At 42.9% G+C, this 15778-nt stretch carries 12 protein-coding genes and 1 tRNA gene; 5 read left to right on the forward strand and 8 right to left on the reverse strand.

What is annotated here, in order from left to right; genetic code table 11:
* Window positions 1-250: 250 nt before the first annotated feature.
* The 3 genes from NPE20_RS16235 to NPE20_RS16245 all read left to right on the forward strand — a co-directional run bounded on the left by NPE20_RS16235 (window position 251) and on the right by NPE20_RS16245 (window position 3211).
* Window positions 251-559, forward strand: coding sequence for a phosphoribosylpyrophosphate synthetase (locus NPE20_RS16235; protein ID WP_256539731.1), 309 nt, complete (start codon window positions 251-253; stop codon window positions 557-559).
* Between the two features lie 283 nt (window positions 560-842).
* Window positions 843-2165, forward strand: coding sequence for a cytochrome ubiquinol oxidase subunit I (locus NPE20_RS16240; RefSeq protein ID WP_256539732.1), 1323 nt, complete (start codon window positions 843-845; stop codon window positions 2163-2165).
* 14 nt (window positions 2166-2179) lie between these two features.
* Window positions 2180-3211, forward strand: a complete 1032-nt coding sequence (locus tag NPE20_RS16245) for a cytochrome d ubiquinol oxidase subunit II (RefSeq protein ID WP_256539788.1) — start codon at window positions 2180-2182, stop codon at window positions 3209-3211.
* A 235-nt stretch (window positions 3212-3446) separates the two neighbouring features.
* On the opposite strand, the gene NPE20_RS16250 is transcribed toward NPE20_RS16245, so the two are convergent.
* The 6 genes from NPE20_RS16250 to NPE20_RS16275 form a co-directional block, all read right to left on the reverse strand.
* Window positions 3447-4517 carry a phytase gene (locus tag NPE20_RS16250; protein WP_256539733.1) on the reverse strand — a complete coding sequence of 357 codons (1071 nt, stop codon included), beginning with the start codon at window positions 4515-4517 and terminating at the stop codon, window positions 3447-3449.
* Between the two features lie 3 nt (window positions 4518-4520).
* Window positions 4521-5786 (reverse strand): right-handed parallel beta-helix repeat-containing protein, encoded by a 1266-nt coding sequence (locus tag NPE20_RS16255; protein WP_256539734.1) that lies wholly within the window; start codon window positions 5784-5786, stop codon window positions 4521-4523.
* Between the two features lie 29 nt (window positions 5787-5815).
* Window positions 5816-8593 (reverse strand): TonB-dependent receptor, encoded by a 2778-nt coding sequence (locus NPE20_RS16260; protein WP_256539735.1) that lies wholly within the window; start codon window positions 8591-8593, stop codon window positions 5816-5818.
* Between the two features lie 264 nt (window positions 8594-8857).
* Window positions 8858-10471 (reverse strand): tetratricopeptide repeat protein, encoded by a 1614-nt coding sequence (locus NPE20_RS16265; protein ID WP_256539736.1) that lies wholly within the window; start codon window positions 10469-10471, stop codon window positions 8858-8860.
* Window positions 10472-10548: 77 nt separating this feature from the next.
* Window positions 10549-11724, reverse strand: coding sequence for a glycosyltransferase (locus NPE20_RS16270; RefSeq protein ID WP_256539737.1), 1176 nt, complete (start codon window positions 11722-11724; stop codon window positions 10549-10551).
* Between the two features lie 290 nt (window positions 11725-12014).
* Window positions 12015-12857: a metallophosphoesterase family protein gene (locus tag NPE20_RS16275; protein ID WP_256539738.1), complete on the reverse strand. Its 843-nt coding sequence runs from the start codon at window positions 12855-12857 to the stop codon at window positions 12015-12017.
* Window positions 12858-13181: 324 nt separating this feature from the next.
* On the opposite strand from NPE20_RS16275, the gene NPE20_RS16280 reads away from it, so the two are divergent.
* A tRNA-Ile gene (locus tag NPE20_RS16280) sits at window positions 13182-13255 on the forward strand.
* 198 nt (window positions 13256-13453) lie between these two features.
* On the opposite strand, the gene NPE20_RS16285 is transcribed toward NPE20_RS16280, so the two are convergent.
* Window positions 13454-13852, reverse strand: a complete 399-nt coding sequence (locus tag NPE20_RS16285; RefSeq protein WP_256539739.1) for an FMN-dependent NADH-azoreductase — start codon at window positions 13850-13852, stop codon at window positions 13454-13456.
* Window positions 13853-13982: 130 nt separating this feature from the next.
* Between NPE20_RS16285 and NPE20_RS16290 the strand changes: the two genes are divergently transcribed.
* Window positions 13983-14759 carry a DUF4382 domain-containing protein gene (locus NPE20_RS16290; protein WP_256539740.1) on the forward strand — a complete coding sequence of 259 codons (777 nt, stop codon included), beginning with the start codon at window positions 13983-13985 and terminating at the stop codon, window positions 14757-14759.
* A gap of 123 nt (window positions 14760-14882) precedes the next feature.
* Here NPE20_RS16290 and NPE20_RS16295 read toward each other — a convergent pair whose 3' ends face one another.
* Window positions 14883-15563, reverse strand: a complete 681-nt coding sequence (locus NPE20_RS16295; protein WP_256539741.1) for an ABC transporter ATP-binding protein — start codon at window positions 15561-15563, stop codon at window positions 14883-14885.
* Between the last annotated feature and the right edge of the window lie 215 nt (window positions 15564-15778).

Genomic DNA, 15778 nt, shown 5'->3' on the forward strand with positions numbered 1-15778 from the left:
AGCTTCGGGTAAGTGGAAATTTAGGGCGGTGAAGTAAGATATATTTCTGTCAGTCTGAGCTTGTCGAAGACCTAAACGCCTTGTAAAGCGACTAATGGTTCGACAAGCTCACCATGACATTCTGCTTTTCTCCCTTGTTGGTGTTGTCACCAACGGCGGAAGAATTTTAAGGCAGTGAAGTAAAAGAGACGCTATTCTACCTTTTATGACAGGGAATAAATACGTAAATTCGCTTTAAAGATTTACCGCCATGAAAACAGATTACGGAACCCTATCGCAAACCATAAATGGTTTAAAAGAAGAAGGATATACCCTCGATTTTAATATACAGGAAGATTGCCTTGTTTGTCACCACAGCAATACAGAACTATCACCCGATGATTTTGAGATTGATGCGGTGTTCCGTTTTGAAGGAGAATCCAACCCGGATGATGAAGAAATATTATATGCCATATCCTCCACTAAAAATAATGTAAAGGGGCTGCTGGTAAATGGTTACGGCATCTCTAACGATGCTACATCAGCAGCGCTGGTGCAAAAGCTAAATACACATTCGTAACCATCCTATCATATCCTTTCGCCTCATTCGAAATAGCATTTTTATGCTTGTCATGTTGAACGTAGTGAAACATCTAATCGCCGATATGCTATCCGATAAGCAAAGTTCGCTAATAGATCCTTCGCGGTCGCTCAGGATGACAAGACGTACTGAAGATTTATACTCAATAATTCCCAAAAATCCAATAATATACCGGCTTTTTGTTTAATTATTATTCGTTCTAAATTGCTAAAAATGTGCAATTTATATAGTTAAGCATTAGTATAGTACTTAAACTTGCACTATGGATAATTTTATGGCCGCCAGGTCGCAAATGGCATTGTCCCTGGGCTTTCACATCATATTTTCGTGCATTGGAATGGTGATGCCATTCTTTATGGCGGTATCTCACTTTATATGGCTAAAAACCGGCAACCCGGTATACCAAAACGTAACCAAGGCCTGGAGCAAAGGCGTGGCTATATTTTTCGCCACCGGCGCGGTATCGGGCACGGTGCTTTCATTTGAGCTGGGGCTGTTATGGCCAACCTTTATGAAACACGCCGGGCCAATATTTGGTATGCCGTTTTCGCTGGAAGGAACAGCCTTTTTCATAGAGGCGATAGCTTTAGGCTTTTTCCTTTATGGATGGAACAGGTTTAACCGATGGTTTCATTGGTTTACAGGTGTTGTGGTGGGCGTTAGTGGTTTAATATCAGGCATACTGGTAGTTGCCGCCAATGCCTGGATGAACAGCCCATCCGGCTTTGATTTTGTGGATGGCAAATACCTGAACATTGACCCCATAAAAGCCATGTTTAACCCTGCATGGTTTTCGCAGGCATTACACATGTCGGTTGCTGCTTTTGCGGCCACAGGCTTTGCCGTGGCAGGTGTGCACGCGTTAATGATAATGCGGAAACGAAATATAAGCTTCCATATGCCGGCTTTTAAAATAGCCGCGGTATTTGGTGTAGTAGCTGCTATATTACAGCCTTTAAGCGGTGATATTTCGGCCAAAATGGTAGCAAAAAGGCAACCCGCCAAGCTTGCCGCCATGGAAGCGCATTTTAAAACAGAACCCTACTCCCCGCTTATTATTGGTGGCATCCCCGATGTTAAAAATAAGAAAGTAGACTACGCCATTGAGCTGCCCGGCATGCTCAGCTTTATGGTTCATGACGATTTTAAAACACCGGTAACAGGCCTGGACCAGATCCCCGAGAAAGACCAGCCGCCTATAGCGGTTACGCATTACGCTTTCCAACTGATGGTGGCGCTTGGTATGCTGATGATGGCTTTAGGGATCATATACTTGATTGCCGTATTCAAGAAAAAGAACTGGTTTGATAAACGCTGGTTCCTGAAGCTGTTTATATGGGCAACCCCAATAGGCTTTATTGCCGTAGAGGCCGGGTGGACAGTTACCGAAGTTGGCCGCCAACCCTGGATAATACAAGGCGTTATGCGCACTGCCGATGCGGTTACACCCATGCCCGGTATAGGCTATTCGTTTTACCTGTTTACCGCTGTATATTTCACATTGAGCCTTGCGGTAATATTTTTGCTTTACAGGCAAATAAAAATGGTACCCGAGATTTATGACACTAAAACCGTTGCACCTTAAATAGCAAACCCATGATGATATATGTTGTGATCGTTTTTTTATGGGTGGCCTTATTACTCTACCTGGTGATGGGCGGGGCCGATTTTGGCGCGGGCATTATAGAGATGTTTACGTCCAACAAAAATAAATCGCGCACGCGGCGCATTATGTATAACGCCATTGGGCCGATATGGGAGGCAAACCATATGTGGCTGATCATCGCCATTGTAATATTATTTGTGGGTTTCCCGGTGATATACGCCACCATGTCTACCTACCTGCATATCCCGCTTACGGTGATGCTGATGGGTATTATCGCGCGTGGTACGGCCCTCGCCTTCCGTAATTATGATGCGGTGCACGATAATATGCAGAAGGTATATAACAAGATCTTTGTGTACTCCAGCTTTATAACGCCCCTGTTTTTAGGCATTATAGCCGGCAGCGCAGTATCCGGCCGGGTTGATCCGCAGGCTACCAACTTTATGGATGCTTACGTTTATAGCTGGCTCAACTGGTTCTCGGTAGCAATCGGCTTTTTCACGGTTGCGCTCTGCGGATTCTTAGCAGCCATTTACCTTATCGGCGAAACCCACGACGATGCAGAACGCAAAAGCTTTATCCGCAAAGCGAAGATCATGAACGTAGCTGCTGTAGTAGCCGGTTCGGTGGTTTTTATCGCTTCCATAAAAGAGAACATCCCGCTGGTACAATGGGTGTTCGGTAATTTTATTGGCATTGCTGCTGTAAGCGCGGCAAGTGTTTCCCTGATAGTAATGTGGTATTTGATCGCCAAGGGCAAACGCTTTATTATACGTGTATTGGCCGGCTTCCAGATGACCATGATTCTGTTGACCACCACCTACAAGCACTACCCTAACATTATTATCCTGAAAAACGGCGGTCACCTGTCCCTTATCGATGATCAGGGTGCCGAGAAAACCATCCAATCGCTTGGGATAGCTTTATTGGTTGGTAGTATATTTATCCTGCCCGCGCTGTTTTATTTGGTTTGGAGCTTTCAGCAAAAACCCGAGCAGGTGGATAACGAGATGCATGGGCATTAGAAAGTCCGAAGTCGGGAAAGTCCGCAAGTCCGAAAGACGAGCAACGGCTATCTTCTGAATTTTCATGCAATCGCTCGGCTCCAGTCGAGTGACAATATTATCAGGCCTCCGGCCGTCAACGTATACTGCGGCGGGACGCCGCTGAATAGTCGTCACTCGGCTCCAGCCGAGCGACTGCGTAAAACAAAAAAGCCATTACCTTTCGGCAATGGCTTTGGTATTTAGTTTGGTTTTGTTATTTCACCTTCAACTCTTTACCGGCAATATCTTCCCAGCGGTAGTAATGAAATGTTCTATCGGTGCTCATTACTACAAAAAGGCCATGCTTAAAGGTATCGTTCAACGGCACATTCACCACATCAGAACCATCGCTTTCGCGGGCCTGTACATTGGCTATCTTCAATAGCTTGTGCTCAAAGGGGTTCTGTTTAGTGCCTTCCCTGCTAAAGATCTGGAAACGGTTGGCACCCTGGTCAGACACCAAAATGTAACCGGTACTATCTGCCAACTTATAAATTGAGATCCCTTCATGATCAGCCTTAAAACCTGTGGTACCGAAAATAGCCAGCTGCTTATCCCCTTTCTCGGGGTCGGCATAATATTGGCGCACGCCTGTTTGCTCGTCGGAATAATAGATATAGCCCAGCTCGTTATCAACCGCAATGGCTTCTATTTCCTTTTTACCGCTATACTCGCCAAACTTGCGTACAAGGGTAGCTTTTACATTCCCTTTGCCATCATCGCCCAGTAAATACTGCCAAATGTAACCGCCTGTTTTGGGGCCACTTTTACGACCAACTATAGCATACATTTTACCATCCTTAGCGGTGTAGATAGAGATGCCCATCAGGTCGCGATACTCGTAACCTGTTTCACCAACAAACATATCAATGCCGCCATTATCAACCGGCTTTATATCCGGTAACGAATAAATACGCAACTTGTGACTTATCCGTTCGGTAGTGATCGCGATATCTGTTGGTTTACCGTTTAGTATTAAACCGTAGGCAAGGTCAACATTGTTAGGGCGTTTTAATCCCCTAACAACTTTATCGGCTATTATCTTCCCTTGCAGGTCAAATACATATAAGGCGCCGTCGGCATCTTTATCGGTACCTATCACCAGGCTTTTGGCCGGGTCGGCTTTGTTTACCCAAATTGCAGGGTCATCTGTATCGTACTTAACGGCTTCGGTAATTATTACCGGTTTAATATCAGTAGTATCTGTAGATGTGCCTGGCTTGCAGGCACTATTCAGCAACAGTAAAGCTAATGGTGCAGCACAAAATATATTCACTCTCTTCATTCGTTACAATTTAGTACCGTAAGCACCTACAAAGGTAGAAGGCTCGGGCGATGTATAGGTGATACCATTTGCGGTTGTAATACCCGCTTTGTGGTGGCGGGTAAAGTTAGTAGTGCCTTTTGTTAATGCAGGCGAATTACCCTGTAAGTGAAAATCCCAGCTGGTGTTAAAATCCGGACTAACTTCTGAATTACTTAAGGGATAATTTACAAACTTAGGGTCATTATCGCCGGCCTTAGTGCCTCTTACATCGTTAGCGCCGCCGGGTACTATATCATTACTGCCAACCTGGAACTGGTTAACCGTAGTTTGGTCGAAACCGTAATACCAGTTATTGTCGTTTTTAGAACGGTTATCTTCCAGTTTCTTAGGGTCGCGTTTTATACCGAAACGAGTGTTTGCAAACAGATTGTTATACAAATCGGCACGTACGGTTGCCTCTAACCAAACTGAACCACCTTTAGCGGTTGGTCTGCGCCAGCCGGTGTTTATCATGGTGTTATTGTAGGCGATGATATATGCCTGCGGGTTACGGTCGCCGCTGTTTGATAGTTTGAAGGCGTTGGTATTACAGCTATAAACCAGGTTATAAGCCAGATCTGCCAAACATCCCGATTTAAAGTTCATGGCCTCGCCGCCTGTAACCCCCGTTGTATAAAACACGTTATTCGCGAAGATCACCTTACCTCCTTCTATATAACTACAATCTTCCTGAAAGTTGCGAATGACGCTGTTTTGCACAATAAGTTTACCGTTCACATTTGAGAACCAAAGCGCCGGCAGGTTTTCGCCGGCAACGGCTTTGTATAAACCCATTTTTACCGATGTTGATGCATCTGAAGTGGTTGCGCCACCGTACTCTAATATGGTATGATCAAGCACAAGCTCGGCGCAGGTAGGTGCCGCAAGTATACCGCCCCATAGTTTGCCAAATTTATTTTCGGCAGTACGGTAAACATCGCTTACGGTAAATTTAACCGGATTGGCATCTGTACCTAACGAATATAAATTACCTTTAATTACTATCTCGGGTTTTGCAGTTACATCCATCAATACGGTTACACCTTCTTCAATGGTAAGGCTTTTCCCTTCGGGGATAATAATATCACCCTTAATTTCGTGTACGCTACCTTTTGCCCACACGCCGGATACCTCACCTATGGCCGAGCCATTTTGCGGCGTTGTATCAACATCTATATTAGCTTTCTCGCAGCCTGTAAAAGCCAGCGTTGCCACCGTTAATACGGCTATGATCTGTTTAAATTTCATCTTATTTATGTTTGAATATATTTTATAGCTTAATTAAACTTATATCTTAAACCTATCAGGTAACTTTGTCCATAAAAATCGTTACGTATAAGCGTATGCCCATTTGATACCAGGTCCTCTTTGATCTTATCATTGGCCGGGTTAGTACCTTTTATGTACACCTTGGTTGGTGTATTAAGGAGATTGTTTGCCTTAATAAACGCGCTTAAGCCACCGGCAAAACGCTTCTCGGCAGAGACATCCATCTGTATAAAACCTTGCTGCCACTGATCGTTATTTACAAACTGCGATACCGCGATTATCCGCGATCCGGTGTAAGCGCCGGCAACCTGTATATCCCAACCTTTTTTGGTATCCTTATACAATAACGACAAGTTACCAATGTGTTCTGATTGCCCGTAAAGCGGCCTTGTTTGCATAACGTTTACTGTTTGAATGTCACCGCTGACAGGGTCGATCTGGCGTTTATTTTTAGGAGTAGTAATGCTGGAGTGCGTATAGGTATAGTTAGCTTTAATACCTATTTTGTTGAAAAACTTAATATAGTCAATCTCCGCACCGTAGTTTTTGGCTGTACCAAAATTACCGGGTATGTAATAAATATTATTGTGTACCGAACCATCAGTCTGGAAGATAAACTCTATTGGGTCTTTTATCCTTTTGTAAAATGCGCCTACAAGCAATTGCTCTGATGCACCCGGGAATAGTTCATAACGCAGGTCGTAGTTATCGGCAAGCGCACGTTTTAGGTCAGGATTACCTTTTTCGTCATAATCTTCGCCCGGTACCACACCCGGGTTAAGTTCATAAAAGCCCGGGCGGTTAACAGCCCTGTAATATGACGCATGTAGTTGTTGCTTATCTGTTAAGTGATATTTTGCTGTTAAGCTTGGTAAAACATCTGTATATATTTGGTTACCTGAAGGTCTTGTTTCGCCCTGGGCAAATAACATGTTATACCCCTGGTTTGTATGCTCAACGCGCGCACCACCAATTAATTCCAAACCGTTTGATTTATAATTGAACATACCATAACCCGATGATGTCTTCTCTGATGCATCGTAAGTAAGCGGGTTGGCAACACCGCCGGTAGGGTTATTAACCACTAATTGCAGATCGGTATAGTTCTGGAAATCTTTACCGTATAGCAACCCTGCGTTTGCTGCAGATGGCGAAAGTGAATAATTGTTATAGAAACCGCTCCTTTGTTTGTCGCGGTATAAACCACCAAAGCTCAGATCTAAATTTTTGTTGCCTCTAAAAATATTGTAAGTAAGGTCTAAATACCCTGCTTTATCATTATCGGTATTACGTTCCCAACGCATTTCAACCGGTGAGGTATTTACCAATGAAGTACGGGTATTCTGAAAATTCTGCTGCAGCCCATTCAATTCAATATTGGTATTCTGCGGAACCTCGTTTTGTGCGGTAGAGTATACTGCCGACCATTGTACCTTAAATTTATCGTCAAAAAACTTGTGATCGCCATGTAAGGTGCTGTTGTAGATCTTTTGCTCGGTTAAGCGGCTACGGGTATTGTAAACCAGCTCTGCATTACCTGCAGCAGGATCATAAACACCGTTAAATGTAGTAGATACCGCATCACGTACCTGTTGATTTTTAAGGTCGACATACACGTTGTAAAGGCTGATCTTGTTGTTCTTATCAAATGCATAATCTACCTTGCCATGCAAGCCTAAACGTGTTTGATGTTCAGAATATTCGCGATAGCTTTTGTTGGTGATAATGCTGTATTCGTCGGTACCGGTTACAGTTGGATTGTATAGGGTACTGTTGCTTCCCCGATAAGTATTTTGGTAGCTACCTGCTACAATAACGCCTAATTTGCTGTCAAAAAAACGTTGCCCTAAAGACAAGCTGCCCACCATATTTGGAGCAGGCTTTTTTGAAGTATAATCAAACACACCTTTAGAAAAATCGGCCTGGGTAGCGTTATTGCTGCGGCCGTTTATTTCGTAAGGTGATTTATGGTTGATACCTGATGCATCAAAGCTGGTGAAATTGCGATCGAAAAATAACTGGCTGTAACCTGTAGCTATATTAGCATTGATCTGGAAATGATCGGGCGCGTTTTTCATCACCATGTTAACAGCGCCACCAATAGCATCAGCCTCTAAGTTTGGGGTAAGCGTTTTGTAAACCTCTAACCTATCTAATAAGTCAGACGGGAACAGGTCAAGCGGTACATAACGGTATTTATTATCCGGACTTGGGATCTTTACACCATTAACCAGTGTATAGTTATAGCGTTTATCCATACCACGAAGGATGGCGTACTGCCCGTCGCCATTGCTGTTACGCTCTATAGATACACCGGATACACGCTGCATAACGTTTGCAACCGTCAGATCGGGTGATACCTCAATGGCCTTACCCGATACGATGTTCATTACCTGGGTAGCGTTCTGTTCAATGCGGCGGGCATCGCGGTCGTTTGAGCCGCTGGCTGTTGCCCTTACGGTAACCTCGTTAAGGTCTTTCGCTGCCGATTCCATGTAGATCTTCAGGTGAGCGTTATCCTCTTTCAGAATGGTGATCTGCCGGGTAATCGTTTTGTAAGTTATATAGCTGATACGGATGGCAGCTGCGCCCGGGGTCACGTCTTTTAATTCGAATGAGCCATCGAGCCCGGTGGTGGTGGCTTTGCCAGTGTTCTCTAAAACAACGGTTGCCCCTACCAGGGCCTCGCCCGATTGTTTATCGTAAACGTGGCCTTTTAATTTAGTAGCGCTTGCTATTGTAGCACAAAATAGCAGCGGCAATAGGATCTGTAAAAGTTTGTTCATTGCTGTGATAACGTCCATTTTTTAATGACGCTGCAAAGGTGTGTATACATCCAAATAGAAATGAAACTTGTGGGGTTACATAAAGGCAACACCGTTACATGGGTCGTATATTAAAAGGCAACAACAATACTCAACCCGTTGATTATAAAATATTTATGGCAATTAAAAACCTCCGTTATCATTTCATTACCGTTACATTAACATAATGTTAAGTGGGTAAAATGACTATAAAACCTATTAAAGTTATAGTGCTTTGTAACGGTGTTATAAGGTTTGAATAAAGGCGGTGAGGTTGTCTCCCTGCGGAATATTGAGCTTTTTGCGTAATCTATAACGCGAAACCCTTAAACTATCGGTAGAGATACCCAACAGTGTAGCTATATCTGTAGAATCGAGATTAATGCGGAGTAAAGCGATAAGGCGCATATCCGCAGAAGTTAATTCACTACTGTACTTTTTAATACTATCAAAAAACTGCTGATGCACCTGCTCAAAGGCATTGGTAAACTCTTTCCAATGCTGTTCGTGGTTAAAGCTTTCGTTTATCTGCAGTATTATCTGCTGCATTTGTTTCTTTTGATCGCGTTTATCCTCTTTCACCATAAGCTGTAACGTGCTGCGCAGATGCTCGAGTAACTGGTTATTTTTTATGAGATTAAGCGTATGGGTAGATAACTCCCTGCTTTTTACTTCCAGTTGCTGTTTAAGGCTCTCTTCTTCTAATTGCTGGTTCTTTAACTCCAGTTGCATCAGGTCGTGCTGTGCCTCCTTCTGTTTAGCCAACGCATTCTGATCTTTAATTTTTAAACGCTGCCTGCTAAAAATAACCATGCCCAAAACTACAAGCAACACCACTACCACCACTACCGCAACGGTTATAATGCGGTTGATCTTTCGGATGTTATTCAGGCGGTTGATCTCATCGCTTTTCTTGGTCATATCATACAACACTTGCAAAAAGGCCGTTTGGTTTACTCCATCCTTTGAATACACCTCCAGCGAATACTTACGACTTAATTCGGCGTAGTGATAGGCACTATCCATACGGTTCATTAACTCATATGCTTTACCCAGGTCCTTGCTGCAGGCGGCAAGCTGATAAATATTCCCCGTTTGCTCTGCCAAAGCCATAGCCCTGCGCGATTGCGTTATCCCCTGGCCATACTTACCTGTTTTGCGCAGTATATCGCCCAGGTTGTTGATCACTTCAATACTGGCTATTTCGTTATGCTCCTCTTTATAAAGCTGTAACGAATGGTTAAAGCAGGTATAGGCCGAATCGTATTTAGCCAGATCCTCATAAATACTACCCAGGTTCTCGTATATTTTTGCGGCCCCTTGTTTATAATTAGCCTGGGTATAACTGTTTAACGCTAAGTGCTGGTAGTAAAAAGAGCTATCGTACTGCCGGCGTTTTTCGTATAAATGGCCAATGTTGCCAAAAATTTCGGCCTGGCCTTTCAGGTTACCATTTTGCTGGTAAATGGCTAAGGCCCTGTTATACATAGCACGCGATTTTTCCAGCTGCTTATTATAATAGTACAAAACGCCCATTTCGCCCATGTTAGCGGCTAAAAGGTCAGATCTTTTACCTGTGCTGAAAATTTTATCGGCATGTAAATAAAAATCAAGCGCCTGGGCATAATGCCCTTGATTATAACAGATCTGGCCCATTTGCTGCAGGCAAATACCCTCGGTTACGGCATCGTTTTTGTCAACGGCCTGCGCGTGCAATTTCTTTAATATGATAAGTGCCGAATCGGGATGTTTTTGACTGAGTGAGCGGATAGAGTGTAATTGCTCGTTTTGCGCATTTGCGGTAACGCTTAACAGCGTACTGCATGCAACTATTAATAAAAAATAAACACGTTTTAGCATTTGCGGGCACCACTGTTAAATGAAGCGGTATGTGCCCGCAAATCAACCGTTTTAATATTAAGTTAACGTTAACAGTATCAGGCTAACACTAATTGCTCGGGCTGTTTAAAAACCAGGCTGTTTACATCATCAAAATATGTTTGGGCCAGTTGGTCCCAACTTAATTGTTTGCTGCACTGTAAGCCTTCGGTTGAAAATTGGGCGCTAAGCGGTTTATTGTTTAATATCAGGTCAATTTTTTCTGCATAATCTGCCGCGTTATAGGGGCTGCATTTAAAACCGTTGATACCCCGTTCAATAAAATCTTTTGAGCCGCCGCCATCTGCAATAACACAAGGCAGCCCCGATGCCATGGCTTCTACCACTACATTGCCATAAGTTTCAGATACGGACGGAAACAGGAAAACATCCGCGGACGCGTATAAAACAGAAAGATGCTGATGATCAATTTTACCGGTGAATATGGCTTTCTTCATGCGGGTTTCGCAGGTTTGGCGGGCAATACCATCGCCAACAATCAAAAAATTTAGGGGTGTTGCCCTGGTTTGCATTTGATCATAAATAGCAAAAAGTGTTTCCAGGTTCTTCTCCCAAACCAGGCGACTGGCAAATATTATGGTTGGATTTTTATTGTTCGTAAGGCGCTGTATCAAGCCTGTGTCCCTTTTATCCGGCGAGAACAAACGGGTATCTATTCCCCGTTTCCAGATCTTCATTTTTGTGGGGTAGATACCCATTTCCCAAAGCTCCGTTTTTATACTTTCGGATGGAACATACACCTTATCGCATCGGTTGTAAAAGCTTTTGTGCCCAAGGGCTATCCTTTGCTTAATACCTTTGATAAAAACCGGGGCGTATTTAAAATAATAATCTACGTAGGATATAAAATGGGTGTGGTAAATACTTATTACCGGCAAGCCATGTCGGTTTGCATAATCTAATCCGAAGTTACCTAAGAAAGACGGTGTAGCGATATGGATCACATCGGCACCAAATTGTGCCAGCTTATTGCTTAAACGGGTTTGTGCCAAAAAAGGCAGGCCTATAGAATAATTTGTATTTATGGGCAGGGTTATAGCGGGTATTTTTAGGGAATCAAACCCCTTCAGTTTATCAGGCCCGGCGCCGTAAATAAACAAATACTCGAACCTTGTAGTATCAATGCGGTTTATCAGCTGGAACATAGTGCGCACAGCACCGTCGAAATCTTCAACCAGTATATCGGCAAAAAATGCGACTTTAACTTTTCTCAAACAGTTTCCCTCTCATGTTAGCTGCTAAATATTATCCTTCAAATCCATCAGGATATAGAATGCGAATGCTGATTCTTGTTTTTAAGCCTTTGCCTAATGCTTTTCTTAGCATCTCCATTAGGTTTCAGAGGGATGCGCGAAGCTACCCATATTACAAATGCCGCAATCAGAAGCATTGCCAGATCAAGCGATGAATATCCCATTTCCATTTGTTTTATATTATTACTACAATAAAGTTACGGGCTTTGTTTAACAAAAATGTTAAGGTTAAGTTATCAGATAAACAACTATTACAGCTTGTTGGAGTTAAGCTTTGGATTTTGACTGGCGTTTACCTGATAGGTGTAAATCTCGTTCTGTTCGTTCACTTCAACAATACGATAGCCCCTATAGTCGGTACCCCAGTCGCCTCCAATGTGCGAGTCGAAAAAGTGTGGCAATTTGTTTGTATAACGCACGCCATCAAGCAAATGATCGTGCCCATGAAAAACAGCTTTAACATTAGGATAGGCATGTAACAGGTCAATAGTTTCGGGGCAATCTAAAAAGCCCTCGTTCTTTTGCCATTTAACAGGCGGGATATGCAGCACCACAAATACGATTTTTTTATCCGCAAATTTATCCAGTGATGTTTTTAGGAAGCTGTTATCAGGGCAAACATAAGCACCTTTTGTATCGGCGGTGTTGGCTAATACAAATGCTGTATCACCATGATCAATAGTATAACGGTCTTCATAATTAAACACATTCTTCCACACCCGGGCATCGGCAAAATCATGGTTACCCGGTATAGTTTGATAAGGCACGTTCAGCTTATCAAGGTATTGTGTTTTAATTTCGGGGAGCAGATCGGGACGGTTATGTACCAGGTCGCCATTAATGATCACCATATCCAGGTGGTTTTTGGCATGGTCGTCGTTCAGCCATTTAACCATATTGGCGGTATTCACTTCAAAGTTTGTGCCCGGTTGGCCGTAATGGATGTCTGATGCCAGCGCAAACCTTAGTTTTAGCTTTGCAGACTTCCTTTTATACTGGCTATTCTCATTTGCAAAACTATTAACCGTCGGCAGCAGTATTATACTGGCTAAACCTGTTGCACTTGTTGTGATAAATTTGCGGCGGCTAAACATATAGCTAAATATAAATAATAAAGGACGAATAACACTCACAATTACCCGCCTCTTATCTACACAAAGCTATATACCGCAAAAGTTTTTAAGGTTAAATAATTGTTACATTTCGTTAGTTGATAGAGAATATTTTTATAAAAGAGATGATTTAAACGCGCTAATACTGATTACAACATGCGTCCCAACTCTTTTCATCAAACTTTAGTATAAACAAATCACCTATAAAACAGTCTGTTATGTTATTGAATTAAAAAATGAAATCATTTTTGTAATTCCGGGTTCAATTTTACATATTTGCAACCTCGAAAATAACAACTATTTTCAGCGCCTATAGCTCAGTTGGTTAGAGTAGAAGACTCATAATCTTTTGGTCCCTGGTTCGAGCCCAGGTGGGCGCACTGAGCAAACAAGTTCTACAACCGAAAACCCCTTAAATCGCTAATTTAAGGGGTTTTTCTTTTATCATTTTTTTTCAATCTGGTGGAAACTCAGCACCCAGATAGAGCGGGGTATCTAACTCGTACAGGGGTAATTGCAATCAGACCGAGGAGATACACGATATTAGTAATCGCTTCGCGGAATATTTTTTACAGGGGTTATCGATGGTCAGCAGTAAAATCTGCCAAAATACGTTCCAGCGCCATCTGCTGTTCGTCTGGCAAGGAAGAGTCTTCTACACGTAATACGGTAACATCTGTCATACCCATATAACCCAGAACATACCGCAAATAGGGCTTCACAAAGTCGAACTGCTTCATAGGAACTTCAGAGTATACACCTTTCGAACTGATAGCCAGGTAAATCTTTTTACTTTTTACAAGGCCTTCCACCCCGTTCTCGTCAAATTTAATCGTGCGGCCACCCCTTACAATATGGTCGATCCAGGCCTTTAAGGTGGAATGGAAATTATATACCGGAACACTAATGACGATGATATCTGCCTCTAACAACTCACTCATCGCTTCTTCTGACTGATCAGCATAATTTCCATACACATGCCAGGTCTGCCAAATAACTCAATTTCCGAAGCATATTTATGATAGCCAACCAGGAAGCAAGAAGGGGAATTTAAAACATTACCCCTTTTATGGCGTTTAAAATGGCATACTATAAAAAACAAATACCATGAAAAAGTTACTTTTATTTTCCGTTGCCCTTTTAGGTTTGGGTTTCGCCTCCTGCAAAAAAGATAGTTCAAGTTCAGCAGGTACTACCCGTGTTACCGTCAAGTTAACTGATGCGCCGGGAGCTTATGATGCCGTAATATTAAACATTAAGCAAGTTGTTATCCTTTCATCGGGTGGAGAAAAAACCGTAGACGTTAATGGAACTCCAATTGACATCCTGCGTTTTAGAAACGGTAAAGACACTGTACTGGCAGGTGTTGATGTTCCGGCCGGGCGCTTACAGGAGGTACGCTTAGTGCTGAATAATACCGGCAACAAAGTGGTTATTAATGGAATTTCGTACGATCTGAACACCCCGAGCGGGCAAACTTCAGGTGTGAAGCTAAAAGTGCAGGATGACCTTAAAGCAGGCATTGGTTACACCCTATTACTTGACTTTGATGCGGCACAATCCATTGTCACAACCGGCAACGGTAAATACAATTTAAAGCCGGTAATAAGGGCCATCCCGGCTGCAGTATCGGGCGCGATGACAGGTATAGTAACTCCCGCTGCCGCTTATTCTAAAGTATATGCAATTATGGGGACTGATACCGTTGGAACAGTTACAGACGCTACCGGTAAATTCTATTTTCCGGGATTAGCCCCCGGTACTTACAGTGTTAACTTTGTACCCGTAGCGCCTTATGCCGCCAAGATCATAGATAATGTTATTGTTGAGAACGGCTCTGTAAAAGATCTTGGAACGGTTACAATAACCAGTGACGGTCTTTAATCCTTTGCGGGTTAAAAGTAAATTGTAGAAAACAACAGATCGGTTTAATGAGTAAGATAGGATTACTTGTTAAGCCGATTTTTTTAACCTTGTTTCATATAGAAGAGCAGCATAAGACGAGCATTATTTACCTGTTATTTTTTTAACAGGTATCGGAATATCAGGCAACCGGATAACCCGGTGACTATACCTGGCATCGTTTTCTGAGTGGGTAACCATAATGATAGTCACCCCGTCTTTATTCAGTTCGTCCAGTAGCTCCATAACTTGCCTGCCGTTGTCATGGTCTAAATTTGCTGTGGGCTCATCTGCAAGGATCAGTTTAGGCTTGTTTACTACCGCCCTTGCCAGTGCAACACGCTGCTGCTGACCGCCCGACAACTGCTGTGGATAGGTTTTTCGGCGCTCATCAATATGCATTCTATCCAATATTTCTTCCGTCCGTTTTGCACGTACCGAAGTTGGTAAACCGGTGTATATCATAGGCAATTCCACATTTTCAAATATGGTGAGGTCATCTATTAGATTGAAGTTCTGGAATAGGAAGCCTACATTTCGCTTACGCAGGTCTGCGCGTTTACGCTCATTGGCATGCGTTACTTCCATGCCTTCGAAAACATAGCTTCCGCTATCCGGGTCGTCCAGGAAGCCCAGGATGTTTAGCAGGGTTGTTTTCCCGCAGCCTGATGGGCCCATTATCGCCACAAATTCGCCTTCATTAACCTCGAGGGACATTTTTTTTAATGCTACGATATCCAGTTCATCCATATGGTAGCTTTTTCCGATATCAGAGATCTTTATCATACGCTTCAGATTTTAGGGTGTCAAAATCAATATAAGCTAACGGTGTTCTATTTAGAAAAAAAGGAGTAGAAAAAAGATAAATAAATATACAATATTTCGACTAAAATAGCACCAAAACCGCCCCTTTTAGTTCATCTAAAACATCGTTGCATATCATCGGGTATTCGGGTGTTCCATTTTTGAAATGGAACGCGTGGAACAAATGGAACACACTA

This window comes from Mucilaginibacter aquariorum (assembly GCF_024498135.1).
Lineage (GTDB): Bacteria > Bacteroidota > Bacteroidia > Sphingobacteriales > Sphingobacteriaceae > Mucilaginibacter > Mucilaginibacter aquariorum.